Genomic DNA, 25,114 nt, shown 5'->3' with positions numbered 1-25,114 from the left:
GTTGACTTTGAATTCGACCCCTGATAAAGTTCTTTTTCGCGTTTTGACACTTTCAAGGAGAAATTCATGTATGCAATTGTGAAAACAGGTGGCAAGCAGTACAAGGTTGCCCCGGGCGACGTTTTCAGCATCGAGAAGATCGAGGCCGAGGTCGGCGACAAGGTCGAGCTGGAGACCATCTGCGTGGTTGATGGCGACAAGGCCGAGTTCGATGCTTCCAAGGCTGCTGCGACCAAGGTTATCGCCGAGGTCATCGAGCAGTACAAGGGCAAGAAGCAGCTCGTGTTCAAGTTCAAGAAGCGCAAGAACTACAAGAAGCTCAACGGGCATCGTCAGAACTACACGCGCGTTCGCGTCGTGTCCGTCGGTTCCGAGAAGGCTGCGGCTCCCGCTGCGCGTGACGCCGAATAGCTAGAAAGAGGGAATTAGAATGGCACATAAGAAGGGTCTCGGCTCCAGCCGAAACGGTCGCGATTCCCGCGCACAGCGCCTCGGCGTCAAGATGTTCGCCGGCCAGCACATCAAGACCGGTCAGATCATCGTCCGCCAGCGCGGCACCCACTTCCACCCCGGCAACAACGTCGGCCGTGGCAAGGACGACACCTTGTTCGCGTTGTGCGAGGGCACGCTCGAGTTCACCCGCGGTGAGAAGCGTCGCGTGCACGTTCGCCCTATCGAAGTCGAGGCATAAGGCTCTCGTCTTTACGATACAACGATTGTCTAGTGCCTCCTGTGGTATAGCAGGGGGCGCTTTTTCTTTAAGGGGTAGGTCATGTTCGTAGACAAAGTACATGTGCACGTCAAGGGCGGCGACGGCGGGGCCGGATGCATGTCGTTTCGGCGCGAGGCGCACGTTCCCAAAGGGGGACCCGACGGCGGCGACGGCGGCCATGGCGGAGACATCGTGGTCGAAGCCGACGCGAGCCTTTCGTCTCTCATCGATTACCGGTTCAAGCATCATTTCAAGGCCGAGCGCGGGACCCACGGCAAGGGGTCGCGCATGCACGGAGCCCGCGGGACCGACCTGGTTCTGAAGGTGCCGGTGGGCACGATCGTGCGGGAATACGACGAGGAGTCGAAAGAGGCGGGCGAGGTGATCGCCGACCTCACGCACGACGGCGAGCGCGTGCGCGCGATGTCGGGCGGCGCGGGCGGGCGCGGCAACATTCACTTCGTGACGTCGACCAGGCGCGCCCCGGCCTTCGCCGAGCTGGGCGAGCCCGCCCAGGAGGGCTGGATCGAGTTCGAGATGAAGCTTATGGCCGATGCGGCGCTGGTGGGCATGCCCTCGGCGGGAAAATCATCGCTGATCTCGAAGATCTCGGCCGCCCGCCCCAAGATCGGCAACTACCCGTTCACCACGCTCGTACCCAACCTGGGGGTCGCCCGCTCGGGGGACCTCAGCTTCGTCGTCGCCGACGTCCCGGGCCTCATCGAGGGCGCGCACGAGGGGAAGGGGCTGGGACACGAGTTTTTGCGGCACATCGAGCGCACGGCGCTCATCGTCCACGTCGTCGATCTGACGGGGGACTGGGAGGGCCGCGACCCGCTCGACGACTACCGCATCATCAACAACGAGATCGCACTGCACGCCGAAGAGCTGGCGAGTCGTCCGCGCATCGTCGTGGCGAACAAGATCGACATGCCGGGCACCGAGGAGGCCTGCCGCAAGCTGGCCGACATGGTGCGCGCCGACTCCATCGCAGCGGCCGGGGGAGACGAGTTCGCGACGAGCCCGATCGACCCCAAGCTGTACCGCATCAGCGCGTTGACGGGCGAGGGGGTCGAAGGCCTGAAGGCCGCGATCGCGGTGAAGGTGCACGAGCTGCGCGAGGCGGCCCGCATCGAGGCTGAATCCCGCGAGGAATTCGAGTTCGTGTGGGAGCACCGCCGCGAGGTGCGCGATCGGCGCTTCGAGGTGATCCGCCTCTCGTCGGATGTGTACCGGGTGGTCGGCCCGCAGGTCGAGCGCATGGTGGTGCAAACCGACTGGGACAACGAGGAGGCCATCTCGTTTCTCCAGCATCGCCTGAAGAAGATCGGGGTCGATGCGGCGCTCGAAGCGGCGGGTGCGGTGGACGGCGACGAGATCCGCATCGTCGGGCGCGCATTCGAGTTCGAATCGGTCCGCACATCAGAAGACATGTTCAGCGAGCTCGATATATAAGGCAGGGAACCGGAGTCGTGGGAGGGCATATGGAAGCGGCTTTCTCCAAGGTCATGGTGGTGAAGATCGGGTCTTCGACGGTGACGCGCCCCGACGGGAGCGTGGATTGCGACTACCTCGCCAACCTCGCGCGCCAGGTGGCTTGCGTCCGCGCGCAGGGTTGGGCGGTGGTCATCGTGTCGTCGGGCGCGATCGCCTGCGGCCTTTCGCGCCTCGGGATCGAGCGGCGTCCGACCGATCTGCCCTCGCTGCAGGCGGCTGCGTCGGTCGGCCAGCCCCTGTTCTCCGCAGCGTACGACGAGGCGTTCGCCGCGGAGGGGATCGCAACCTCGCTTGTCCTCCTGACGAGGCGCGATACAGCCGACAGGACCTCGTACCTCCATGCGCGCGACACGCTGCGCCGACTCATCGACTTTCAGGTGGTTCCGATCGTCAACGAGAACGACACCGTCTCGGTCGAGCAGATCAAGTTCGGCGACAACGACACGCTGGGGGCCTTGGTCGCCTGCCTTCTGGGCGCCGATCTGTGCGTCGTCCTATCCGACGTGGAGGGGTTCTACGACGCGAACCCCGCAACCCATCCCGACGCGCGGCTCGTGCCCCGCATCGAGCGCATCGATGCGGAGGTCCTCGCAGCTGCGGGCGATGCCGGCTCGTCCAAGGGCACCGGGGGCATGGTCACCAAGCTGCGCGCGGCCCGCGCGCTTGCCGTGGCCGGCATCCCGCTGGTGATCTGCTCGGGCGCGGCCGCAGACCCCATCGTCTCCGTCGCGCGCGGCGACAGGATCGGCACGCTGTTTCCCGCCGCCCACCTTCCCCACGAGATCACGCCCCGCAAGCTGTGGATCGCCCTGGGGGATAGCTCGAAGGGCTCCGTCGTGGTCGACGAGGGGGCAAAGCGCGCCCTCATCGAACGCGGCAGCTCGCTTCTCTGCGTCGGGGTCGCGTGCGTGGAGGGGCGCTTCTCCCACGGAGACGTCGTGGATATCAAGGACCGTTCGGGTTACCTGTTCGCGCGCGGCCACGTTGCGTTCGACTCCGACGAGGTGGAGCTCGCCATCGGGAGGACGCGCGAGGAGCTGGCTGGAAACCGCCTGCTCAAAGCTCTGGCCGTCAAGGAATTGGTCCATCGGGACGAACTGGTCGTTTTCGAATAGGAGGTCGTTATGAGCGATTCGGACGCTGCGCGCAGGCAGGCTCGCCAAGCCGCCGAACGGGCGAAGGCCGCATCGAGGGGCCTTGCGCGGACAACCGATGCCCAGCGCAAGGCTGCCCTCTTCGCGATGGCTGCGGCCCTGCGGTCGCAAAGCGCGCGCATCGTGGGGGCCAACGAGCTCGATGTGGCCGAAGCGCGGTCTGCGGGAACGGCCGAGAGCCTGATCGATAGGCTGTTTCTCGATGAGGGGCGGGTCGAGTCGATGGCGCGCGCCATCGAGGAGGTGGCCAGGCTCGCCGATCCCCTGGGAGAAGTCCTCGAGCGCCGCGTCCTGCCCAACGGGATCGAGCTGTCGCGCGTGCGCTGCCCGCTGGGGGCCGTCGCGGTCATCTACGAGGCGCGGCCCAACGTCACGGCCGATGCGGCGGCGATCTGCCTGCGCTCGGGAAACGCCGCAGTGCTCAGGGGGGGAAGCATCGCCGCGCGCACCAACGCCCTCATCGCATCGGTGCTGTCGGACGCGGCAACCTCGTCGGGAATGCCGGCGGGATGCATCGAGTACGTGGGGGCGGGCGGCCACGAGGCGGCCGAAGAGCTGATGCGCGCTCGCGGCGTCATCGACGTCTTGGTTCCGCGCGGTTCCCGGCGCCTGATCGATGCCTGCGTCGAGAACTCGACGGTTCCGGTCATCGAGACCGGGACGGGCAACTGCCATGTTTACCTGCATCGCAGCGCCGATGCCCGTAAAGCGGCCGATATCGCGGTGAACTCGAAGTGTCGCCGATTCGGCGTGTGCAACGCCGCCGAAACGCTGCTGGTGGACGACGAGGCGGCCGAAGCGCTGTTGCCGGCGGTCCTTGCCGATCTGCGAAAACGGGGCGTGACCCTCCATGTCGACGAGCGCGCAGGGCTCATAGCCGAGCGCGCGGGCATCGCGACCGTCCGGGCCTCCGAGGCCGACTGGGAGTGCGAATACCTCGCGCCCGACATCGCGGTGCGCGTCGTGTCGGGCATCGGGGAGGCGCTCGAGCATATCGAGCGGTACGGGACGCGCCATTCCGAGTCGATCGTCTGCGAAGATCCCAACGCCGCCGACGAGTTCACGGCGTCGGTGGACGCGGCGGCCGTGTACGTGAACGCCTCGACCGGGTTCACGGACGGAGGCGAGTTCGGACTGAGGGCCGAGATCGGCATCTCGACCCAGAAGCTCCACGTGCGCGGGCCCTTCGCGCTCGAGGGCCTCACCACATACAAGTACGTTTTGCGCGGAGATGGGCAGGTGAGGGCGTGATCGCGTCGGTCAGCGAACGGTTCGACTGGATTGCGTCCGACAAGCGCCCGCGCCGCGTGGGCGTTCTCGGCGGGACGTTCGACCCCGTCCATGTCGGCCATCTCGCGATGGCCGACGCAGCGCGGATCGAACTCGGGCTCGATGCGGTCCTGTTCGTGCCGACGGCCGGATCGGCCTTCAAGGAAGGCGCGGTCGTCGCCTCGCCCGAGCAGCGCCTTTCCTGGTGCAGGGAGGCGGTGCGCGATAACGCCTACTTCGATGCGAGCGGCGTCGACATCGAGCGAGGGGGGCGGACCCGCACCGTCGATACCCTGCGGGACCTCCACGGGTTTTTCGGCGACCACGTGCGGCTGTTCTTCATCATGGGGTCGGACGCGGCCCGCGAGCTTCATCGCTGGGCGGACTCGCCGACGCTTTCGTCGCTCGCCTCCTTCGCGGTGGTTCCGCGGGCGGGCCATCCGTTCGGTGCGCGCGAGATCTCCGAGCGCGGGCTCGATGCATTCGACTTCGTCCTGCTCGAGGATGCGGTCATGGACGTGTCGAGCACGATGGTGCGCAAGCGGCTGGCGAGCGGCGGATCGATGCGCTACTTCGTTCCCGCCGCGGTCGCCGAGCTCATCGGGCGCGACGATCCGTACCGGCCGGTCGAACAGGCGCATCCGTCCGACGAGGTGTTCGGCCCCGAGTTCGAGCTTCGCATCGTGTCAGAGCTCGAACGGCGCGTATCCCCGCGCCGCCTGCGGCATATCAGGGGCGTGGCCGATATGGCCGAGCGGCTGGCCCGCACGTACGGGGTGGATCCCCGCCGCGCGCGGCTTGCCGGCCTCCTGCACGACTGGGATAAGGGCCTCGACGACGACGGCGTGCGCAGGCGGGTCTTCGATCTCGGCCTCGACATCGACGGGCGGATGGTGTTCGACATGCCGGCGCTGCTGCACGGCCCCACAGCCGCCGAGGCGCTGCGCCGCGCGTACCCGGGCGTTCCTAGCGACGTGCTGCAGGCGGTGGGGCGGCATACGGCGGGGGCCTGCGGCATGTCCGACCTCGACATGGTGGTGTACGTGGCCGACGCCATCGAGGAGAATCGCAGCTTTGCCGGCGTCCAGGATCTGCGCGACCTCATCGGTGAGGTTTCGCTGGAAAAATTGTTTTTCAGGACGTATCGTCATATACTTGCAGACCTTATAGCCCGACGTAAGCGCATCCATCCGCGCACCGTCGAGGTTTGGAACAGCTACGTTTTGGACAACCGGGACTAAGCCCGGCTCCATCGAGGATTCAGGTGATTCAGTGAGCGATCAGATCGAAAGCGCATCCGGCGAACAGTTCGAGAAGGGCCCCGTTTCGTCTCGGGAAGCCGCCCTTCTCGCGGCCCGTGCGGCCGACGGCAAGAAGGCGACCGACATCATCGTCCAGGACGTGAGCGAGCTGGTGGGGATCACGGACTACTTCGTGATCGTCACGGCGGCGAACAGCCGCCAGGTAAGCGCCATCGTGGACGCCATCGAGGAGGCTATGCGCAAGCGCACCGGCGAGCATCCCGTTCATCGGGAGGAGACGCGCGACGGGTCGTGGGAGCTGCTGGACTACGGGTACATGGTGGCCCATGTGTTCCAGCCCGAGACGCGCGAGTTCTACCGCCTCGAGGCGCTGTGGAACGACGCTCCCGTCATCGACCTTTCCGCCGAAGGGTTCTCGGGCATCGAGTACTCCGACCGCATCGCCGAGATGCTGGGATCGAAGCGGGCGGACGCCGCGTCCGATGAGACTTCGGGGTCCGACGGGGAGTAACCGTCGGATCGGCACCGGTTTTTCGCGAAGGGGAGCTTTGACGGCTCCCCTTCATGCGTTAAAAGGCGCTTCGCCGCCTGTTCGGGCCGATCGGGTTGCGTAGGATCGACAACGCTTGGTTTTCGGCCTCTCTTAACGGAGGGGACATATCATGAGGGGTTTCATCTCTCAGTCGGCGTGCCGCGGCTCTCGTCCGGCTTCGCTTGCGGGAAGACGCTATCGCAGCCGACCCGACCTGATCGCGCTGTTGCTCAAGGAGCGGCGCGTCGTGCGCTTCCTGGTGGCTCCCGACAGTTTCGGGAAAACCGACCTCGCGCTCGAATACGCCGAAACCATGTTCGAGTTCAAACATGTGATCTGGATCAACGGGGCGAGCCCGTGCTTTTTGCGCGACCTGGATTCGGGCGGCCTGTTCGAGCTGGTGTGCGGGGCCGATCCCGAGGCGGCCCTCGTGGTGATCGACGATGCGCCGGAGCTGTCCCCCGAGCGCGCCGAACTGCTTTCGAGCTGCTTCGACGCCCTGCTCGATCGCGGGGTCGAAGTGCTGGTCACCTGTTGTCCCGCAGCCGACATCCTCGGCCACCTGCAAAGGGACCGCCTGAAGCTGTCGGCGTCCGAGCTGCTTTTGTCGGATGCCGAGATCGACGCGTCCCGCAGCGCCGAGGAGCGGTCGAAGCGCCCGAGCAGCGCCATCCTTCCCGCCCAGCGCGTCGCCTCCCTCGTGTGGTCGGCAGACGGCGAGGCGCCCCGGACCTTCCTCGCCGGCATCGCGCGCGAACGGCGCCCCCTCGACTGCACGCTCGCGATCCTCACGGCCCTCGTCATGGTTCGGGGCTCGGTGTCGGATCTCGAAGGGGCGTGCGCGGCCGAATCCGAGATCGTCGGGCGCATTGCGCTCGAATACCCCTTCACGGGCATCGACGTCGGAGCCGGACGGTTCTCCTGCGTCGAGCTGCCCGTCGAGCGGATAGCGGCGGCGTTTCGCGCCCAGCTCGATGCGCTCGGGTCGCACTCTCCCTTCGGGAACCGGGTCGGGCTCGTCCGGTACTGGGCGAACGGGCTTTTGGCGCAAGGGGCCGCGTCGCGCGCGTGCGAGGTGATCGCCCTGTCGGGGTCCGACGAGCGGATATGCGCATGGTTCGCGGAAAACGACGGGGCCATCGTGCGCACCGGCGAGCTGGTCGCCGGGTTGGAGCTGCTCGAGCGGATGCGCCCGCGAGGACCGAAGGCGCGTGCGACGATCGACGCGTGCCGAGCCGAGCGATTGTTCGCCCTGGGGGACGGCGAGGGCGCGGTTCGGCTGGCCAAGCGAGCGGCGTTCGATGCGTCTGCGGGCAAGCGCGAGCGGACGGTGTGCCTGATCATCCTGGTCATGCGCGCCTCGAAGACGATGGCGGCCCGTGCGCGCGACGTCCTCGAGTCGATGGTCGCTTCCGAGATGGGGCCGGGCTCGCCCGAGGGGGCTGCGCGTTCGGGAGCCCGACGGGATCGCCCCCTCGACCCCGTCGAGTGCGCGGGGCGGCTCGCCCGTCTCGATGGGTCGCAGCGCTCGTGGCTGCCGCTGGCGATCGCCTGCTGCGCCTGGAGCCGGGGAGTCGAGGCGGGCGCCGAGGCGTGCCTGCTCCTCGCGCGGGCGCATGCGCCGTCGGAGGCGGTCTGCCTTCTCGCGCGGGTCCTGCTCGACGAGGCGGCTCGCCGTTCGGGATCGGTGCTGTGCGCCGGGTCGGGCCTCGAGCGCGTATGCGATCTGGTGAGGGGCATGCTGGTCGAATCCGAGCAGCCCCGCTCGCTTTATCGGACGGCTGCGGGACTGGGCCTCGAGCGCGCCCGCGCGAAGGGGCTTTTCCGCGAGTCCGAGCCCCTGGCGGCCGATCTGATGATGGAGCTGCGCGAGGCTGAGATAGCGCTGCATGCGCAGAGGAAGGAGTACCGGGCGGGGCTGGCGCGCCGCTCGATCGAGCGAGCCGGAAAGGCGGCCACCCACCCCGACGCCTACCTGGCGGTTCCCGCCCGCGACCTCGATGCCGGCCCGTCGGCCCCGATACTGCGGGTGAGGCTGTTCGGCAAGGTCGAAGCGCGCATCGGGACGGATGACCGCGATGTCTTGGCAAACGTCCGCCACAAGGCGAAGGTGCTGCTCGCGATGCTGGTCCTGAATTCCGGGCGCGAGCTTTCCCGCGACTTCGTCGTGGAGTCGCTGTGGCCGGGCAGCGACATCGACACGGCGCGCAAGAATTTCTACACGGTGTGGTCCCAGCTCAAGGGGGCTTTGACGCTGGAGGACAGGACGTGCCCGTACCTGGTGCGCCACCAGCGCTCGTGCGGGATCGATCGGCGGTTGCTGGCGGCCGACGTGGCGAGGTTCAACCAGCTCTGCCGGGAGCTGCTGTTCGGGGATTTCGACCTGGCGCGGTGGTCCGAGATATACAACCAGGTGGAAGGGGAGTTCGGCGACGACCTCATGGCTGCCGAACTGGAAAACGAGGTCGTCGGGGCGGCCCGCGCCGAGTGCCGGGCTCGGATGGTCGACGCGCTGGTGGTGGCGTCGGGCCGCCTCGTCGCATCGGGGGCGCCGCAGCAGGGGCTGTGGTTCGCTCGGTTGGCGCTGAGGCGCGACCGGACGAGGGAGGACGCCTATCTGGCTTTGATAAAGGCCCAGATCTCCGCCGGCCAGCGAACCTCGGCGCTCACAAGCTACCTTCGCTGCCGCAAGGTTCTCTCAGAGGAGCTGGGGATCGACCCGTCGCTCGAGCTCGAAGGGCTCTACCGCTCCCTCATCGACGCGGCGTCGCAGCGCGCGGCCGAGGAGCGCTGAAAACAGGAGTGTGCGTTAGGAGTGTCGCCCGCGCCGCCGCCTTGGGCTTCGGTATGTTAAGGTGGTCGGGAATAACGTCCGAACCCGAAAGGGCAGTGTTTCAATGGCAGGTTTTCTCTCCAGGCTCCTCACCTTGGGCGAGGGGCGTCAGCTTAAGAACTTCCAGGCTCTCGCTTCAAAAGTAAACGATCTCGAGCCCTCGATGCAGGCGCTCGGCGATGACGAGCTGCGCGCGCTCACGGCGGCTTTCCGCGAGCGCGTCTCGAACGGCGAGTCCGTCGACGACCTGATGGTCGAGGCGTTCGCCGCCGTGCGCGAAGCCAGCGTGCGCACGCTGGGCCTGCGTCATTTCGACGTGCAGCTCATCGGCGGCATGGCCTTGAACGCCGGGCAGATCGCCGAGATGCGCACCGGCGAGGGCAAAACGCTCGTATCCACCCTCGCCGGCTACCTCAACGCGCTTTCCGGCCAGAACGTCCATATCGTGACGGTCAACGACTACCTGGCGCGTCGCGACAGCGAGTGGATGGGCCGTGTCTACCGGTTCCTCGGCATGAACGTCGGGCTCATCCAAAACGGCATGCGCCCCGAGCTGAAGCGCCCGGCCTACCTTGCCGACATCACGTACGGCACCAACTCCGAGTTCGGCTTCGACTACCTGCGCGACAACATGGTCACGCGGGCCGAGGGCCGCGTGCAGCGGGGGCACCATTTCGCCATCGTCGACGAGGTGGACTCCATCCTCATCGACGAGGCGCGCACGCCGCTTATCATCTCGGGCGCCGGGACCGAGGCGGCCGAGACCTACAACCGCTTCGCCCGCGTCATGCCCGGCCTGCAGGTCGACGTCGATTTCGAGATGGACGAGGCCAAGCGCACCATCAACGCGACCGAGACGGGCCTCGAGCGCATCGAGGGCATGCTGGGGATCGACGACATCTACTCCGACCCCTCCGGCCAGCTGGCGAACCATCTTCAGCAGGCGCTGAAAGCCCAGTTCCTGTTCAAGCGCGATGTCGACTACGTCGTCACGCGCGAGGGCGAGGTGAAGATCGTCGACGAGTTCACCGGGCGCATCATGGAGGGCCGCCGCTATTCCGAGGGCCTTCACCAGGCGCTCGAGGCCAAAGAGCACGTTCGGGTGCGCGAGGAGAACCAGACCCTCGCGACCATCACGCTGCAGAACTACTTCCGCCTGTACGGGAAGCTTTCGGGCATGACCGGCACGGCCATGACCGAGGACAGCGAGTTCCGCGAGATCTACAAGCTGCCGGTGATGGCCATCCCGCCGAATCGCGAGACCCGCCGCATCGACCAGAACGACCAGATCTACCGCACGGTCGACGCGAAGTTCAACGCGGTCGCCGACACCATCGCCCAGCGCAACGCCCAAGGCCAGCCGGTTTTGGTGGGCACCGTGTCCATCGAGAGCTCCGAGCGCCTTTCGCGGCTTCTGGACAAGCGCGGCATCGCGCACGAGACCCTCAACGCGAAGAACCACGAGCGCGAGGCCCATATCGTGGCCCAGGCGGGCCGCGTCGGGGCGGTCACCATCGCGACGAACATGGCGGGCCGCGGAACCGACATCCTTCTGGGCGGCAACGCCGAGGTGCTGGCCGACGACGCCCTGCGTGCGCGCGGGCTCGACCCCGCGCTTCCCGAAGACGCCGAGGTCGGCGAAGGGGATCTGCGCCCCGCTACCGCCCGGGAGCGCGAAGAGGCGCTCTCGGAGGCGAAGGCGACGTGCGCCGACGAGGCCCAGCGCGTTTTGGCGGCGGGCGGCCTGCTCGTCATCGGCACCGAGCGCCACGAGTCGCGCCGTATCGACAACCAGCTGCGCGGCCGCGCGGGGCGCCAGGGAGATCCCGGCGAGACCCAGTTCTACCTCTCGCTCGAAGACGACCTGCTGCGCAAGTTCGGCGGGGACCGCATGGACCGCATCTCCGCCATGATGCAGCGCACCCAGATGCCCGATGACGAGCCCATCCAGGCCGGCCTGGTGTCGAAGGCCATCGAGAACGCGCAGCGCCAGGTCGAGACGATGCACTTCGCCGCACGCAAGAACGTGCTCGAGTACGACGACGTCATGAACCTCCAGCGCACGGCCATCTACGAAGAGCGCAACGCCATACTCGACGGCAAGCAGATGACCGACCGCATTCCGGAGATCATCGCGGATGTGGTCGATGCCCAGGTCCAGGATCTGTGTCCCGACCGGGCCCCCAGCGACGACTGGGATCTGCACGGGCTCGACGTCTGGTTGACGTCGATGACCGGCGAGACCGGTTACTCGGCGGCCGACATCGACTGCGACGACGATGCCTCCGTGCTTTCCGAGAAGCTCTCCGAGCATCTGGGGGAGATCCACCGCAGGAAGTCCGAGCTGGTGGGCGAGGAGGTCATGAAGACCCTCGAGACCCAGATCATGCTGCGCATCATGGACAACCGCTGGATGGCGCATCTGCACGATATGGACTACCTGCGCACCGGCATCGGCCTGCGGGCGATGGGCCAGCGCGATCCGCTCACCGAGTACCGCGAGGAAGCGTACCGGGCCTTCCAGAGCCTGACGGCCGGCATGTACGAGGACTACCTGCGCACGCTTCTGCGCCTCCAGGTCGCGGAGCGCAGCGTCCCCGAGGTGCTCCCCGAAAACGCGAGCCCCCTTTCGGGACGGGTCACCTACTCGTCGCCCGAGGCCGCGCTCGAGGGCCGCAGCGCCCAGCCCCAGCCCCGCCCGACGTCGGCGACGTCGCCGCAGGCGGCCCGCAAGGTCACCACGTACCAGAAGGACAAAGACGATCCCTTCGCCAACGTGGGCAGGAACGATCCCTGCCCGTGCGGATCGGGGCTCAAGTTCAAGAAGTGCCATGGGAAGAACCGGGACTAACCCGGGCTTTCCCCAGACGAACCAGGTTAAGGCGGTTTTCAGCACGTGGGTGCAGTTGAAGAAGTGGACGAGAGGCTGCTTGCGAGGCTTGCCGAGCGCGTTTCCGACGCGCACTCGTACCTGCATATCGAAGAGAAGAGCGCCGAGCTCGCGCGGCTCGACGAGGAGACGGCGCGCCCGGGGTTCTGGGACGACGTCCCCCGAGCCCAGCGCATATCCAAGCAGGCGGGCAACCTGCGCGACACGCTGAAGGAGTACGCCGCGGCGTGCGGGGCGCTCGACGACGCCCGCGCGGCCTTCGAGTTGTCCTCCGAAGACGAGGCGTTTTCCGAAGAGGCGCGGATCGCGGCCGCTTCGCTCGACGACATGCTCGACGCCCTCGAGCTGTCGTCATGGTTCTCGGGCCGCTTCGACGAGGGCGACGCCATCCTTACCATCAACCCCGGGCAAGGGGGGCTCGAAGCCAACGACTGGTGCGAGATGCTGTTCCAGATGTACACGCGCTACGCGGGTTCCAAGGGCTGGAAGGCGACGGTGCTCGACGCGGTTCCCGCCGAGGTCATGGGGCTCGATCGGGCGACCATCCAGATCGAGGGCCGCAACGCCTACGGCATGCTTTCCAGCGAGGTCGGCGTCCATCGGCTCGTGCGCATCTCTCCCACCGACGAGAAGGAGCGCCGCCACACGACGTTTGCCAGTGTGGAGGTGCTTCCGGTCCTTCCCGACGACATCGAGGTCGACCTCAACCCCGCCGACGTGCGCGTCGACGTGTACCGCTCCAGCGGTCCGGGGGGCCAGTGCGTCAACACCACCGACTCGGCGGTGCGCCTCACCCATATCCCCACGGGGATCGTGGTCACGTGCCAGAACCAGAAAAGCCAGCTCCAGAACAAGGAGGCGGCGTTTCGGGTCCTCAAGGCGCGCCTGTTCGAGCTCGAGGAGGCCAAGCGCGCCGAGCAGATCGACGAGCTGCGCGGCGAGCGCAAGGAGATCTCGTTCGGCAGCCAGATCCGCAACTACGTCCTGTACCCCTACCAGCTTGTGAAGGATCTGCGCAGCGGGGTGGAGACGGGCAACGTCGACGCCGTTTTGGGCGGCGAGATCGACCAGCTCGTGATCGGGTACCACAAGTGGCGCGTCTCCCAGTAGCCGCGCCAGCGTCCAAACGGGCCCATCCTGCGCGCCTGCGGGGGCCCGCGGTTGTACAATGCTCTTTGTTCGTCCAGCAGCAGAGTCGAAAGGTTGTCAATGGATCTTAACCAGCTTCAGGAAGCTTCGAGGCAGATGCGCATCAGCATCCTGCGCAGCGTCGCCGAGGCGGGCAGCGGGCATCCGGGCGGATCCCTGTCCTGCACCGATATCCTGTCCGCGCTGTACTTCGGCGGGATTCTGAACCACGATCCCCGCAATCCCCGACTCGAATCGCGCGACCGGTTCATCTTGTCCAAGGGGCATGCCGCGCCCGCGCTGTACGCGGCGCTCGCTCATGCGGGGTACTTCCCCGTAGAAGAGCTGCTCACCCTGCGCAAGCTGGGCACGCGCCTGCAGGGCCATCCGGATTGCCGGCTCCTTCCCGGCATCGAGGTGTCCACTGGCTCTCTGGGACAGGGGCTTTCCATCGCCGCGGGCATGGCGGCCGGGCTTGTGCTCGACGGCTCCGACGCGACGGTGTTCACGCTTCTGGGAGACGGTGAGTGCCAGGAGGGCCAGGTCTGGGAGGCGGCGATGTTTTCCGCCCATCGAGGGCTCGACAACCTTGTGGCCGTAGTCGACCGCAACGGTCTTCAGATCGACGGGGCCACCGAAGACGTGTGCGACCCGGGCGACGTGGCGCTCAAGTTCTCCGCGTTCGGATGGAACGCGGTGGAGGTGGACGGCCACGACATCGAAGCCGTGATGGCCGCGCTCGCCTCGGCCAAGGCCGATCGATCCGGCAAACCCACCGCGATCGTGGCCCATACGGTGAAGGGCAAGGGCGTCTCGTTCATGGAGAACCAGGCCGGCTGGCACGGCAAGGCCCCCAACGCCGAGCAGCTCGCCGCGGCCCTGGCCGAACTGGACGCAACGGACCCGACGGAGGCTTAAATGGTGAAACTTGCAAATTCCGAAGAATCCCAGGTGAAAAAAGCCACGCGCGCGGCGTTCGGCGCGACGCTGGCCGAGCTCGCCGACAGCGGGGTCCCCGTGGTCGCGGTTGACGCCGACCTGTCCGGATCGACCACCACCAAGAAGTTCGCCGACGCCAAGCCCGAGTACGAGCGCCGTCTGTTCAACACCGGCATCGCCGAGCAGAACATGATCGACGTGGCCGCCGGCCTGGCGCTCACGGGAAAGGTCGCCTTTACCGGCTCGTTCGCCGTCTTCGGCACGGGACGCGTGTACGACCAGATCAGAAACACGGTGTGTTACAGCAACCTCGACGTCAAGATCGCCCCGACCCATGCGGGCGTGTCCGTGGGCCCCGACGGCGGAAGCCATCAGATGCTCGAGGACGTCTCGCTGATGCGCGGCCTTCCCAATATGCGCGTGCTGGTTCCCGCCGATTACGCGGCCGCCCGCAGCGCCCTCAAGATCGCCGCGGCAACCCCCGGTCCGGTGTACGTGCGCATGGGCCGCGCCTCGGTTCCCTCCGTCTACGCCGAGGGCGTCGAGCTGGAGATGGGCCGAGCCTACGTTCTGCGCGAAGGGACCGACGCGACCATCGTGGCGTGCGGCGTCGAGGTCGAGCAGGCCCTGAAAGCTGCCGATATCCTGGCCGACCAGGGCGTTTCCATCGAAGTGATCGATGCGTTCTCCATCAAGCCCCTCGATGTCGACACGATCGCCGCATCGGCCGCGAAGACGGGCCGCGTGGTGGTCGCCGAAGAGCACAGCATCTACGGCGGGCTGGCTTCGGCGGTGGCCGAGGCCCTTGCTCAGACCCGGCCCGTGCCCATGCGCTTCGTCGGGATGCGCGACGTGTTCGGCAAATCGGGCGAGTTCGAAGAGCTCCTCGGGTACTTCGGTCTCGACGCGGCCGCGATTGTCGAAGCTGTGAAGAGCCTGATGGCGTAATACGACGTCGGGTATAATAATCGATCGTCCCAGTACATCATCAATCGAACGGAGCATTCTGTGACAGAAACAACCAGCCAGGGGGCTGCGGGGCGCCATGCCGGACGCCATGCGGCAGCCGCATCCAGGCAGGTGACTTCGCAGCTTTCAGCGTCGCTTCCTGTTCTGGAAGTTGAGGACATCCCTCAGCAGACGGGAACCCCCGTCATCACGTTCGACCACGTGACCAAGGTCTACGCAGCGCAGCCGAACCGCCCCGCGCTCGATGATATCTCCCTTCAGATCTACGCAGGCGAGTTCGTCTTTCTGGTGGGCCATTCCGGCTCGGGCAAGACCACGATGATCCGCTCGCTCATCCGCGAGCTCAAGCCCACATCGGGCCGCATCATCATCGCCGACGAGGATCTGGGCAGCATGCGCAACTGGCGCGTGCCGTATCTGCGCCGCAACATCGGCTGCGTGTTCCAGGACTTCAAGCTGCTTCCCAACAAGACGGTGTTCGAGAACGTGTCGTTCGCCCTCGAGGTTATCGGGAAGAGCCGCCACGTCATCAAAACCCAGGTCCCCGAGGTTCTGCGCCTCGTCGGCCTGCAGGACAAGCTGAACAAGATGCCCGACCAGCTGTCGGGCGGCGAACAGCAGCGCGTCTCCATCGCGCGCGCAATCGTGAACCGGCCGCCCCTGCTGATCTGCGACGAGCCTACCGGCAACCTGGATCCGCAGACCTCGCGCGGCATCATGGACCTGCTCGAGCGAATCAACCGCACCGGCACGACGGTCCTGGTGGCCACGCACGATCGCGAGATGGTCGACAACATGCGCCGTCGCGTCATCGCGCTCGATCGCGGGCACCTCACGCGCGACCAGGACAGGGGGGTGTACGGCTTCAATGTCTAGTTTCGTCTACTTCTTCAAGGAATCGCTGCGCGGGTTCACCCGCAACCTTTCCACCACCCTCGGCTCCATCATCACCATCTTCCTGTCGCTGCTCATCATCGGCGTGTTTCTGGTGGGCGGCGCCATGGTCGACCGCATCGTCAGCTCGGTCGAGAAAGAGGTCTCGGTCACCGTTTACGTTGCCGACGAGGCCTCCACGAGCGACATCCAGTCCCTGCAGAGCTACATCAAGGGCCTGAGCGGCGTCGCTTCGGTCTCCTTCACGACGAAGGACCAGGCGCTCGAGAACTTCAAGCAGATGAATTCGGGCTCCAACATCGCCGAGCAGCTGGGCGACGAGAACCCGCTTCCCGCCTCCATCAACGTCGAACTGTCCGACCCCCAGTCGGTCGAATCGGTCGCCAAGCAGATCGAATCGAACTCGACCTTCAAGGCGATCTGCGATAATCCGTCGGATCCCGCGAAGTCCATCAACTACGGGCAGAAGACGGTCGAGCGCCTGTTCTCGGTCACCAACTATATCCGCTACGTCGGCGTCGCGCTCATCGCCCTGCTGATCTTCATCGCGCTGGTGTTCATCAACAACACCATCCGCCTGGCCATCCTGGCCCGCCGCAAGGAGATCGCCATCATGCGCCTCGTGGGCGCGTCCAACGGGTTCATCCGCGGGCCCTTCCTGATGGAAGGCGCGCTGCATGCGGTCATCGGCTCGCTTCTGGCCGTCGGCTCCATCGAGCTCATCCGCCAGCTGCTGATTCCCCGCCTGCAGTCCGCGCTGACGTTCCTGTCCATCGACGTGTCTATGACCACGTACCTGTTCGTGTATCTCGGCCTGGTCGTCGCGGGTCTCATCATCGGCCTTATCGGGTCTGCGCTCGCGATGCGCCGCTACTTGAAGGTGTAGTACTTAGGTGTAGGACTTTTCGGATCGGCGAATGCTATGAGGCAGGACAAAAACCAGAACCGCGTTGTTGCGCGCATGCGAAAGGAGCGTGCGCGCAACATTCGTTTAGCGAAGGCGTTCGCCTGCGTCGTCGTCGTGGCGCTCGTGTTCGTCGCGGGCTTCTCCCTGCGCGGCAACACCGCGCTTCTCGCCTCGCTGGGATTTCCCTCTTCGGTGACCGGTACCGAGCACGTTTCGTCGTCGTCCAAGAAGGGCGGCGAGTACCTGGGAGGGCTTGCCACGCGCGTGTCCGAGGTCGAGACCGTGCTTGCAGAGGAGAGCCTCGACTCATACGACCTCGATGCCGCGACCACGGCCTCGCTTGACGCGTTCGCGACATCCACGCGCGACCGCTACCTGCGCTATTACAGCCCCGAGCGCTTCCAGGCGCTTTCCAACTCCGACGCGTCGAACTACTCGGGCGTCGGGGTCCTGTTCTCCGAGTATAACGGCAAGGCGTACGCCGTCGATGTGTTCGAGGGATCGTCCGCCCAGCTCGAAGGCGTTATCGAGGGGGACTTCGTCGTCGCGGTCGACGGAGATCGCAGCCAGGCGTGGTCGCGCGCCGAGGTTACGGCGGCTCTGAACAAAGACGTCGGATCGTCGGTGGTCCTCACCTGGAGGCGCCCCGAATCGTTCGGCGCCGAGGGCGGGGAGGAGTTCACCACGACGCTCGTCTGTTCGGACAAGGCCGAGCCGAACATCTCCACCAACCTGGAAGACAAGGTCGGCTACATCAAGGTCTCCCAGATCACAGCCAATTCGACGTCGCTTGTGCAGGAGGCTCTCAGCGATCTGCAAAGCGACGGGGCCCGCGCGTTCGTCCTCGACCTGCGCAACAATCCCGGCGGGTACCTCAACCAGGCGGTCGGGCTCGTCAGCCTGTTCAGCGACATGGGCGCCGTGGTCCAGGTCCAAACCAACTCCGCGGTCATCTCCAAGTCGACGTCCAGCAACGTGGCGACGTCGGCGCCGCTCGTGGTTCTAGTGAACAAGAACACCTCGTCGGCCGCCGAAGTGGTGGCGATGGCCCTCCAAGAGTCCGATCGGGCGACCGTTGTCGGAGAGACGACGATGGGGAAGGGGTCGGTGCAGGTCACGCGCGAGCTCTCCTTCGGAGGGGCGCTGCGCTACACCGCCGCGTACTACCTCAGCCCCCGCGGGGCCAAGCTGGACGGGCTGGGCGTGTCTCCCGACGTCACCGTCGTCAACGACGATTCGGGCGACCGTCAGCTGTCGTTCGCCATCGATTCGGCCAACTCGTCGGTGAACGACTAGCCGTGGCACGCAAGAAACCCAGCACCCGCCGCAAGCCCCGCAGCAATCCGCGCGGACGGCTGTCCGTGCGCCCTGAGGGCTACGGGTTCGTTTCCACGGCGGAGGGGGAGTTCTTCATCCCCGAGTCGCGGATGCGCGGTGCGTTCGACGGGGACCTCGTCGAGATCTCGCCGCTGCCCGCAGAGGCGACGCGCGGCCGCTTCGCCCATCGGGAGACGGGTTCCCGAAAGCGCGCGGCGCGCATCGTGAGCGTGGTCGAGCGGGTTCACGACATCTTGGTCGGGCGCTACGAGGTGGCCGAGCCGTTCGGCGTGGTCGTGCCGGAAGACCGCCGCATCCCCTACGACATCTTCACGCTGAGGAGCGAATCCGCCCATGTTCCCGACGGTGCGGTGGTCAGCGTGCGCATCACGTCGTGGCCGACCCGCCATTCGGCGGCGACCGGCGTGGTGGAGCAGGTTCTGGGTTTCGACGACGACGAGCGCGTGATGATCGACCTCATCGTCGCCTCGCACAAGCTGGAGACGGAGTTCTCGGAAGCGTCGCTTGCGCAAGCCTCCCAAGCCGAGCTGGGGGAGGATAGCGCCCTGGCCGACGGGTACCGCGATCTGCGTTCCCGCTTCGTGTTCACGGTCGATCCGGCCGACGCCCGGGATTTCGACGATGCGCTGTCCTTCGAGGTCGTTGACGGTTCTCATTCGGCCGTCCCGCGCGGGGCGGTTGCGCGCGTCGGGGTCCACATCGCGGACGTGTCGCACTATGTGCCGTGGGCGAGCTCGATCGATCTGGATGCACGGCGTCGTGCCACCAGCGTTTACCTGGTCGATCGCGTGATCCCCATGCTTCCCGAGCGCTTGTCGAACGATCTGTGCTCCCTTCGCCCCGACGAGGACCGCCGCTGCATGACCATCGACCTGTTCATCGACGCGCGCGGCCGGGTGGTGTCAAGCGACGCGTACCCGGCGCTCATCCGATCGCGCGCGCGTCTTACCTACGACCAGGCGCAAACCCTGATCGACGGCGACCGGGAGAACGTGGCCGGCTTCTCCGGCATATCCGGCGATACCCTCGACCGGCTGCGGGTCTGCATCCCCGCGCTTTCCCGCATCGCGCAGCAGCGCGCCGTGCTGAGGACCGAGCGAGGAGGGCTCGATTTCGATACGGTCGAGGCGAGCGTCGTGTTGGACGACGAGGGATGCCCGATCGATGTGTCCCTGCGCCGCAAAACGGCGGCGACCCAGATGGTCGAGGAATCCATGATCATGGCGAACGAGGCTGCGGCGCGCCTGCTCAGCGGGCATGCGTTTCCCGGCATGTACCGGGTTCACGAGAAGCCCTCCGCCGACGATCTGGAGGGATTGCTTCCCATCTTCCAGGAATTCCCCTGGTTCGACGCCTCGCTGGAGGCTCCGGTGCTCGCAGGGGATCCGTTCGCGCTCGCCCGCGTGCTGGAGCTGTCGGACGGCCGTCCCGAGCACGAGCTGATCGTCGCGCTTGTTCTGCGCTCGATGAAGCGGGCGGTGTACTCGCCGGCCTGCGACGGGCACTTCGGTTTGGCAAGCGAGGCGTATACCCATTTCACATCGCCGATTAGGCGCTATCCCGACCTCGTGGTCCATCGCATGATGAAGGCGCTGCTGTTCGGTCGGGGCGAGCGCTTCGACCAGGAGGTGTCGAACATCCCCTGGTTGGCCGAGCATTCGTCGCGCATGGAGCGCACTGCCGAGCGGGCCTCCCGCGATTCGCAGGAAGCGAAGCTGGTCGAGCTTATGGAGTCGCAGGTGGGGAAGCGGTTCTCGGCGCTCATAGTCGGGGTGGCCACCTATGGGCTGTTCGTTCGCCTGCCCAATACGGCCGAGGGGCTGGTTCCGATCGATTCCCTGGGACGGGAGTACTTCGCGCTCGATCCCGTGCGGCACGTGCTCGCGGGGCAGGATACCGCCGTCAAGTACCGGTTGGGACAGCGTGTGGACGTGGTGCTGACGGTGGCCGATCGGCAGACCCGCAAGCTGACGTTCAAGCTGGTCCCCGTCGAGCAGGATCGTCCCAAGGGGCGCAAGAAGCCCCGGCAACGCGATATCGACCGGGCGCTCCGGCACCAGCAGGGGCTCGATCGCGGTTGATCGCAATCGGCCCGCATCGCTCCCCGTATCTTTCCTGCTCCCGAGATCATGTTCGCGCATGAAAAGAAAGCAGCCCCGAACGGTGGTCCCGTTCGGGGCTGCTGCGATTGTTGGTGGAGCCGAGGGGGAAGCAGTCGAACTCGACGGCTTCCCCTTTAACAAAAGGGGATTCGTCGGTCCAATACTCATCCAGCGAGAACCAGTCCCGCCACGTGATTTCCTGCTTGTCGTCCTCGGAGAACCACATGCTCACGACGAGCTTGTCGTCGTACAGGTAGACCTTGTCCACGAAATACTCGAAGACCTGGTCTCGAATCTCCGGGTCGTTCACGTCGGCGTGCAGGAACTTGTCGAAGTACGCCTGGATGCTGTGCCTGTCCTCGCACAGCGACACGCGGACGTTTTCTGTCCCTATGGCATCGTTCAGGGCGCTCTTCTGCTCTTCGAGCTGCGTGAGGCGTTGTGTCACCGTATCGCTGACCACGCCCTTCTCGATGACCTTCACGAGGTTCGCAAGGCTTTTTTCCACTTCCCTGCGCTTCGCCTCCAGCGCTTCGAGGTACGCGGTGTCATTGTGGTTCTTCTCGTAATACTCCGCCGCATCCAGGGCGAGCGCCGTCACGTTCTCCTCGTCGTCGACGATGTTGTGCAGGGCGAACAGCACCATGTCCTCCAAGTCCCGCTTGCGGGCCTTGTGCAGGTGGCACTCCTTCCTGCGCTGGGCGGAGCAATAGTAGTAGTAATACTTCCGCCCGGTCTTGCTCGTACCGGACACGCCCTGCATGGTGCTGCCGCACTCACCGCAATAGAGCTTGCCCGTGAGCCAATAGCGCGGAGCGTCGGCGTCGTCCATGCCGTGCGCCCTCTGGGAACCCTTGCGCTTGTTCTCGGCGAACCGCCTTTGCGCCCTATCGAAAGTCGCCTCGTCGACAAGGACGGGCATTCCGCCGGCGACCACGATGTCGCCGTGGTGGTACTCGCCGATGTAGGCGCGGTTCTTGAGCATCTTGTTCAGCATGTTCACGCTGAACTTCGCGTTCCTCGGCGTGCGCAGGCCCTGCGCGTTCATCTCCTCGGCAATGGTCTTCAGCGGCTTGCCCGACGCGTATTCCGTAAACGCCCACTGCACGAACGGCGCCGTGTTCGGGTCCGGGATGTACTTCTTCGTTGACCTGTCCACGTCGTAGCCGAACAGCTTGTGGCCGTTGTACAGGGCGTGCTGCGCGTTGTAGTCCATGCCGCGCTGGATGTTCTGCGACAGCTGGCGGCTGTAATACTCCGCCATGGCCTCCATCAGCCCCTCGATGAGGACGCCTTCGGGTCCCTCCGTCGGGATGTGCTCGGCCAACAGGTGAATCTCGCATCCCGCGTCGCGGATTTTCTTCTTCGCCATCGCCAGAACGTACTTGTCGCGTCCCAGGCGGTCGGTCTTCCACATGATGAGGGTATGGGGACGGATTTTTGCGACTTCCGACAGCATCTGCTGGAACCCCGGTCGTGCGTCCGTGGTGCCGGATATTGCCGCGTCCTCATACTCCTGCACGATTTTGAAGCCGTGCGCATCCGCCCATTCGTGGGCAAGCTCGCGCTGCTGGTCGATGCTCGCATCGTTCTGCGAGTGGGACGAGAAGCGATAGTACGCTATCGCGAGGTTGTTATCGTTCGGCGCGAATTTCTTCTTGCGTGCCATGGATTTACCACCCCCTGTAATTTCTGCTTATAGGTTTTCATGGTTCACTCCTTTGGAAATAAGCCCGCCGCCCAGATGGAACGGCGGGCTTCTAAATCATTTATTGTCGGACTCTCTGATAATTGCTTCGAAACCATTGTATGTGCTGAATCCGAGCATATACATGGACAGAATCATGGCCATATCTTCCGAAACGCCCTTGAAGCCCTTGGCCGTTTCTCGCATCTGGAGATATACGGTATCGTGCGGTGTTTTAACCTCGTTGTCGCTTTCTAACAACACCTCTTCGACAACATGAGGCAACGCCATACACACCTTGAAAAACGCATCGGCCTGCCCGGTGACAATCTCATAGAATTTATCAATACTCACGCGCCTTATGCGTTTATGCGACACTTTCTGCTTGTCAACCGTGGTCTTCCAGACGATGTTTTGCGAACGACGTGCTATTGCTTCCACCAAGAAGCAAACACAATCATCATCATTCAAGAGCTGGTTTTGCATCTTGATGTACGTCTTGCCAGATGCGGCAGAGTTCATCGTATTGTGCTTGTTCTTCATCTCAACATAGATTTTGTGAACGGTGTTTCCATCATCCAGCACATAGCCGTCAGGGACATCGTAAATAACGTCCCATCCGCCTTCCTGTCCATTAAGCGGTACATGACAATTCTTGACAAACTCAAACAAGCGCTGATGAAAATACCCGATTTCGTTTGTGTTTGACTTATCGCGCTGGCGGAAAATCTCATTCGAAATAAGGGTTGGCCAATCTTCGCCATAAACAGCCTTATCAAAAATCATCTTCACTGGGTCGATGATATTGCTATTAAACTTTTCGACATCATACGGTTCCAATTTCTCACCGTAATGAGCAATGGTATTGCGCACATGCTTCTTGAAATCCTCATACGAGATGAAATCTATATCCCAATCCACGTCACTTCCTCCTTTCAGTTATCGTTGCAACTCCGCAACGCCCGAACAATCTCCACCCCGACACGCCTCGCTAGCTCCACGGGCACGGCGTTGCCTATCTGCTTATACTGGTCGCCGATAGCGCCCTCGAACTGCCAGTCGTCGGGAAAGCTCTGGATGCGCGCATACTCCCGCACCGTAAACGGACGTGTCTCGTCGGGATGGCAGCGCTCCGTCTGCTTCTGCGACGGCGAGGTGGTCAAAGTCAAACACGGCTCATCCCAAGCGATGCGACGCGCCATCCCACGGCGGCCTCCGCCGGAGAAATAACTTTTGCCCATATACTCCCGCGCCACGTCATCGGGCAGGTCAACCCAGCATCCGCCGGGAGGCACCATCGCCATGACCTTGCGCTTCTTCTCGCTATACGGCTGATAAGGGCTGTCCGGCACGTTCTGCAGCACGTCGCGAAGCGTCGTCTGCTCCTTGTCGGGCTCGGGATATTCGAACACTGCTTTATCTGCCAGGTCGTTGCGGATGCCGATGACGATGAGACGTTCGCGCTTCTGCCCGACACCAAAATAGCAGGCATTCAAGACACGGTGCTGGACGGCGTATCCCAACCCCTCGAACGTGTGCTTGATGGTATCGAACGTCCGGCCCTTGTCGTGGCTCAGAAGCCCCCGCACGTTCTCGAACAGGAACATCTTCGGCGAAACCTCTTCAACGCAACGCGCAAACTCGGCAAACAACGTCCCGCGAGTGTCGCCGAACCCTAGTTTTTTACCAGCATACGAAAACGCTTGACAGGGAGCACCTCCACTTACCAGGTCAACCTTACCGTGATACTGCGTGAAATCCACTCCATGTACATCACCCTCGACAACATTCCAATTCGGGCGGTTTTTGCGCAATGTATCACAGGCGGCGTGATTGAACTCAACAAACTCAACACCCTCAATGCCTGCCTGTTCAAGGCCAAGGGCGAGTCCTCCAGCGCCTGCAAAAAGCTCGATATTCGTTATCTTATTCATGTAATTATTCAAGCCTCCTTTACCACTCATGGTTCGCGATGTACTCGTCGGCAGCCAGACGGAAAAACGCGGACAGGCTCAACCCGTGAGTCTTCGCAATCGCCGTCAGGCGCTCCTTATCGCTTTTCGTCATGGAGACCAACGACGTGGCGCGCTCCTCCGATGCATCGGCGGAAACGCTCGCCTTGGCCTCCTTCTTATCGTGTTCCTTCGCGGCGTCTGCTTCGAACTTGTCGAGCAATGCCGCCATATCTTGCTTCTTCGCCATATCCTACCTCCTCGCATAGATACTCATTATCTAACAGGTATCTAATGAGTATCTATCCTTTTCAACTGCTTCTTCTCGAACGGCAGGCCCGCTAGAATGCTGACCTTGCGGCACATCGTGCGGACCGCCTCGGCGGCGGCACCGTGCCTGTCCACGCTCACGACGGATTTCTGCATGCCCTGCGCCTGCACGATTGCCTCGGACTGCGGAACCTTGACGACGTTTTTCGCCCATGACTTCTTCTCAAGCCACGCCATGAACGACGCGCACATGCGAAAACGGTTCGTCCCGTTCACCACGATGACCAGCGGGGCATTCGTGTTCTTCGTCACGATAGAGACCGTTCGCGTGAACGGCTCGATGTCGTTCGGCGTCGGTCGAACGGGAATGACGATGACGTCTGCACCGGAAACGAGGTCGCTCAGATTGTCCGTCAGCACGCCCGGCGTATCGACAATGGCAACCTCGGCATCCTCGACCTTCTTCGAAGACGACGCGTCCTTATACTGACCGTCCAGAGAGTAGAGCGACGCGGGCACGCCCTGTCGCACATAGCTCTCGTAAAGCTCGTTGGCTATCACCGACTTACCGGTGCCGCCTTTCTCGCAAACGACTGCGATTGTCTTCATATCAGCACCTCCATCCTATCAAGAATATATACTCAATATCTATATTATAGCTACTGAGTAAATAAAAGTCAATATGCAGTAGCTATCGGAGCACGCCCTTTTGCAGACCAGAGCAGGGGCTTTATCGGGTCTTCATCTGGGCTTTTGCCGGTCTCCAAACGGGCTTCACG

General features: G+C 64.3%; 21 protein-coding genes. 16 read left to right on the top strand and 5 right to left on the bottom strand.

Annotated features, from left to right (window positions below; genetic code table 11):
- Positions 1–66 precede the first annotated feature (66 nt).
- The 16 genes from rplU (at position 67) to rnr (ending at position 20,405) form a co-directional block, all read left to right on the top strand.
- Positions 67–411, top strand: a complete 345-nt coding sequence (rplU, locus tag JI75_RS05890; protein ID WP_039689501.1) for a 50S ribosomal protein L21 — start codon at positions 67–69, stop codon at positions 409–411.
- 19 nt (positions 412–430) lie between these two features.
- Complete coding sequence (rpmA, locus tag JI75_RS05885; protein ID WP_039689499.1) at positions 431–691, top strand: 50S ribosomal protein L27; 261 nt, start codon at positions 431–433, stop codon at positions 689–691.
- Between the two features lie 81 nt (positions 692–772).
- Positions 773–2,167: a GTPase ObgE gene (gene obgE, locus JI75_RS05880; RefSeq protein WP_039689497.1), complete on the top strand. Its 1,395-nt coding sequence runs from the start codon at positions 773–775 to the stop codon at positions 2,165–2,167.
- Between the two features lie 29 nt (positions 2,168–2,196).
- Positions 2,197–3,324: a glutamate 5-kinase gene (proB, locus tag JI75_RS05875; RefSeq protein ID WP_039689495.1), complete on the top strand. Its 1,128-nt coding sequence runs from the start codon at positions 2,197–2,199 to the stop codon at positions 3,322–3,324.
- Positions 3,325–3,333: 9 nt separating this feature from the next.
- Entirely contained in the window at positions 3,334–4,614 is a 1,281-nt protein-coding gene (locus JI75_RS05870; protein WP_039689493.1) for a glutamate-5-semialdehyde dehydrogenase, read from the top strand.
- Positions 4,611–5,873 carry a nicotinate-nucleotide adenylyltransferase gene (gene nadD / locus JI75_RS09325; RefSeq protein ID WP_240993140.1) on the top strand — a complete coding sequence of 421 codons (1,263 nt, stop codon included), beginning with the start codon at positions 4,611–4,613 and terminating at the stop codon, positions 5,871–5,873. The genes JI75_RS05870 and nadD overlap by 4 nt, the downstream gene beginning before the upstream one ends.
- 31 nt (positions 5,874–5,904) lie before the next feature.
- Entirely contained in the window at positions 5,905–6,405 is a 501-nt protein-coding gene (gene rsfS / locus JI75_RS05855; protein ID WP_240993139.1) for a ribosome silencing factor, read from the top strand.
- A gap of 151 nt (positions 6,406–6,556) precedes the next feature.
- Positions 6,557–9,220 (top strand): AfsR/SARP family transcriptional regulator, encoded by a 2,664-nt coding sequence (locus JI75_RS05850; RefSeq protein ID WP_039689491.1) that lies wholly within the window; start codon positions 6,557–6,559, stop codon positions 9,218–9,220.
- A gap of 103 nt (positions 9,221–9,323) precedes the next feature.
- Positions 9,324–12,110 carry a preprotein translocase subunit SecA gene (gene secA / locus JI75_RS05845; RefSeq protein ID WP_039689488.1) on the top strand — a complete coding sequence of 929 codons (2,787 nt, stop codon included), beginning with the start codon at positions 9,324–9,326 and terminating at the stop codon, positions 12,108–12,110.
- A 63-nt stretch (positions 12,111–12,173) separates the two neighbouring features.
- The gene (gene prfB, locus JI75_RS05840) at positions 12,174–13,259 is read left to right on the top strand and encodes a peptide chain release factor 2 (RefSeq protein WP_039689486.1); all 1,086 of its coding nucleotides are present in this window, start codon (positions 12,174–12,176) and stop codon (positions 13,257–13,259) included.
- Between the two features lie 99 nt (positions 13,260–13,358).
- Complete coding sequence (locus JI75_RS05835; protein ID WP_039689485.1) at positions 13,359–14,195, top strand: transketolase; 837 nt, start codon at positions 13,359–13,361, stop codon at positions 14,193–14,195.
- Entirely contained in the window at positions 14,196–15,164 is a 969-nt protein-coding gene (locus JI75_RS05830; RefSeq protein WP_039689482.1) for a transketolase family protein, read from the top strand. It abuts the gene before it with no gap.
- Between the two features lie 60 nt (positions 15,165–15,224).
- Positions 15,225–16,061, top strand: a complete 837-nt coding sequence (gene ftsE, locus JI75_RS05825; protein WP_039689480.1) for a cell division ATP-binding protein FtsE — start codon at positions 15,225–15,227, stop codon at positions 16,059–16,061.
- Positions 16,054–16,965: a permease-like cell division protein FtsX gene (gene ftsX / locus JI75_RS05820; RefSeq protein ID WP_039689478.1), complete on the top strand. Its 912-nt coding sequence runs from the start codon at positions 16,054–16,056 to the stop codon at positions 16,963–16,965. Before ftsE ends, ftsX begins: the two co-directional genes overlap by 8 nt.
- Before the next feature lie 36 nt (positions 16,966–17,001).
- The gene (locus JI75_RS09320; RefSeq protein WP_039689476.1) at positions 17,002–18,282 is read left to right on the top strand and encodes a S41 family peptidase; all 1,281 of its coding nucleotides are present in this window, start codon (positions 17,002–17,004) and stop codon (positions 18,280–18,282) included.
- 2 nt (positions 18,283–18,284) lie between these two features.
- On the top strand, positions 18,285–20,405 hold the full coding sequence (rnr, locus tag JI75_RS05810) for a ribonuclease R (protein ID WP_240993138.1): 2,121 nt from the start codon (positions 18,285–18,287) through the stop codon (positions 20,403–20,405).
- A gap of 46 nt (positions 20,406–20,451) precedes the next feature.
- Here the strand turns inward: rnr and JI75_RS05805 are convergent, their stop codons facing one another.
- From JI75_RS05805 to JI75_RS05785, 5 genes are all read right to left on the bottom strand, one after another.
- Positions 20,452–22,095 carry a recombinase family protein gene (locus tag JI75_RS05805; protein ID WP_052241642.1) on the bottom strand — a complete coding sequence of 548 codons (1,644 nt, stop codon included), beginning with the start codon at positions 22,093–22,095 and terminating at the stop codon, positions 20,452–20,454.
- A 96-nt stretch (positions 22,096–22,191) separates the two neighbouring features.
- On the bottom strand, positions 22,192–23,034 hold the full coding sequence (locus JI75_RS05800) for an Eco47II family restriction endonuclease (protein WP_039689474.1): 843 nt from the start codon (positions 23,032–23,034) through the stop codon (positions 22,192–22,194).
- A 14-nt stretch (positions 23,035–23,048) separates the two neighbouring features.
- Positions 23,049–24,047, bottom strand: a complete 999-nt coding sequence (locus tag JI75_RS05795) for a DNA cytosine methyltransferase (RefSeq protein ID WP_205911721.1) — start codon at positions 24,045–24,047, stop codon at positions 23,049–23,051.
- A 19-nt stretch (positions 24,048–24,066) separates the two neighbouring features.
- Complete coding sequence (locus JI75_RS05790) at positions 24,067–24,315, bottom strand: ribbon-helix-helix protein, CopG family (RefSeq protein WP_039689472.1); 249 nt, start codon at positions 24,313–24,315, stop codon at positions 24,067–24,069.
- A 41-nt stretch (positions 24,316–24,356) separates the two neighbouring features.
- Positions 24,357–24,944, bottom strand: a complete 588-nt coding sequence (locus JI75_RS05785; protein ID WP_039689470.1) for a ParA family protein — start codon at positions 24,942–24,944, stop codon at positions 24,357–24,359.
- Positions 24,945–25,114 lie beyond the last annotated feature (170 nt).

Source organism: Berryella intestinalis (assembly GCF_000814825.1).
GTDB classification, from domain to species: domain Bacteria; phylum Actinomycetota; class Coriobacteriia; order Coriobacteriales; family Eggerthellaceae; genus Berryella; species Berryella intestinalis.
The sequence above is the reverse complement of the archived record's forward strand: the minus strand, read 5'-3'. Positions and strand labels throughout refer to the sequence as shown.

Coding starts and splice junctions, on each gene's coding strand:
- rplU (WP_039689501.1), top strand. CDS start 67: ATGTATGCAATTGTGAAAACAGGTGGCAAGCAGTACAAGGTTGCCCCG.
- rpmA (WP_039689499.1), top strand. CDS start 431: ATGGCACATAAGAAGGGTCTCGGCTCCAGCCGAAACGGTCGCGATTCC.
- obgE (WP_039689497.1), top strand. CDS start 773: ATGTTCGTAGACAAAGTACATGTGCACGTCAAGGGCGGCGACGGCGGG.
- proB (WP_039689495.1), top strand. CDS start 2,197: ATGGAAGCGGCTTTCTCCAAGGTCATGGTGGTGAAGATCGGGTCTTCG.
- JI75_RS05870 (WP_039689493.1), top strand. CDS start 3,334: ATGAGCGATTCGGACGCTGCGCGCAGGCAGGCTCGCCAAGCCGCCGAA.
- JI75_RS05850 (WP_039689491.1), top strand. CDS start 6,557: ATGAGGGGTTTCATCTCTCAGTCGGCGTGCCGCGGCTCTCGTCCGGCT.
- secA (WP_039689488.1), top strand. CDS start 9,324: ATGGCAGGTTTTCTCTCCAGGCTCCTCACCTTGGGCGAGGGGCGTCAG.
- JI75_RS05835 (WP_039689485.1), top strand. CDS start 13,359: ATGGATCTTAACCAGCTTCAGGAAGCTTCGAGGCAGATGCGCATCAGC.
- JI75_RS05830 (WP_039689482.1), top strand. CDS start 14,196: ATGGTGAAACTTGCAAATTCCGAAGAATCCCAGGTGAAAAAAGCCACG.
- ftsX (WP_039689478.1), top strand. CDS start 16,054: ATGTCTAGTTTCGTCTACTTCTTCAAGGAATCGCTGCGCGGGTTCACC.
- JI75_RS09320 (WP_039689476.1), top strand. CDS start 17,002: ATGAGGCAGGACAAAAACCAGAACCGCGTTGTTGCGCGCATGCGAAAG.
- JI75_RS05805 (WP_052241642.1), bottom strand. CDS start 22,095: ATGGCACGCAAGAAGAAATTCGCGCCGAACGATAACAACCTCGCGATA.
- JI75_RS05795 (WP_205911721.1), bottom strand. CDS start 24,047: ATGAATAAGATAACGAATATCGAGCTTTTTGCAGGCGCTGGAGGACTC.
- JI75_RS05790 (WP_039689472.1), bottom strand. CDS start 24,315: ATGGCGAAGAAGCAAGATATGGCGGCATTGCTCGACAAGTTCGAAGCA.
- JI75_RS05785 (WP_039689470.1), bottom strand. CDS start 24,944: ATGAAGACAATCGCAGTCGTTTGCGAGAAAGGCGGCACCGGTAAGTCG.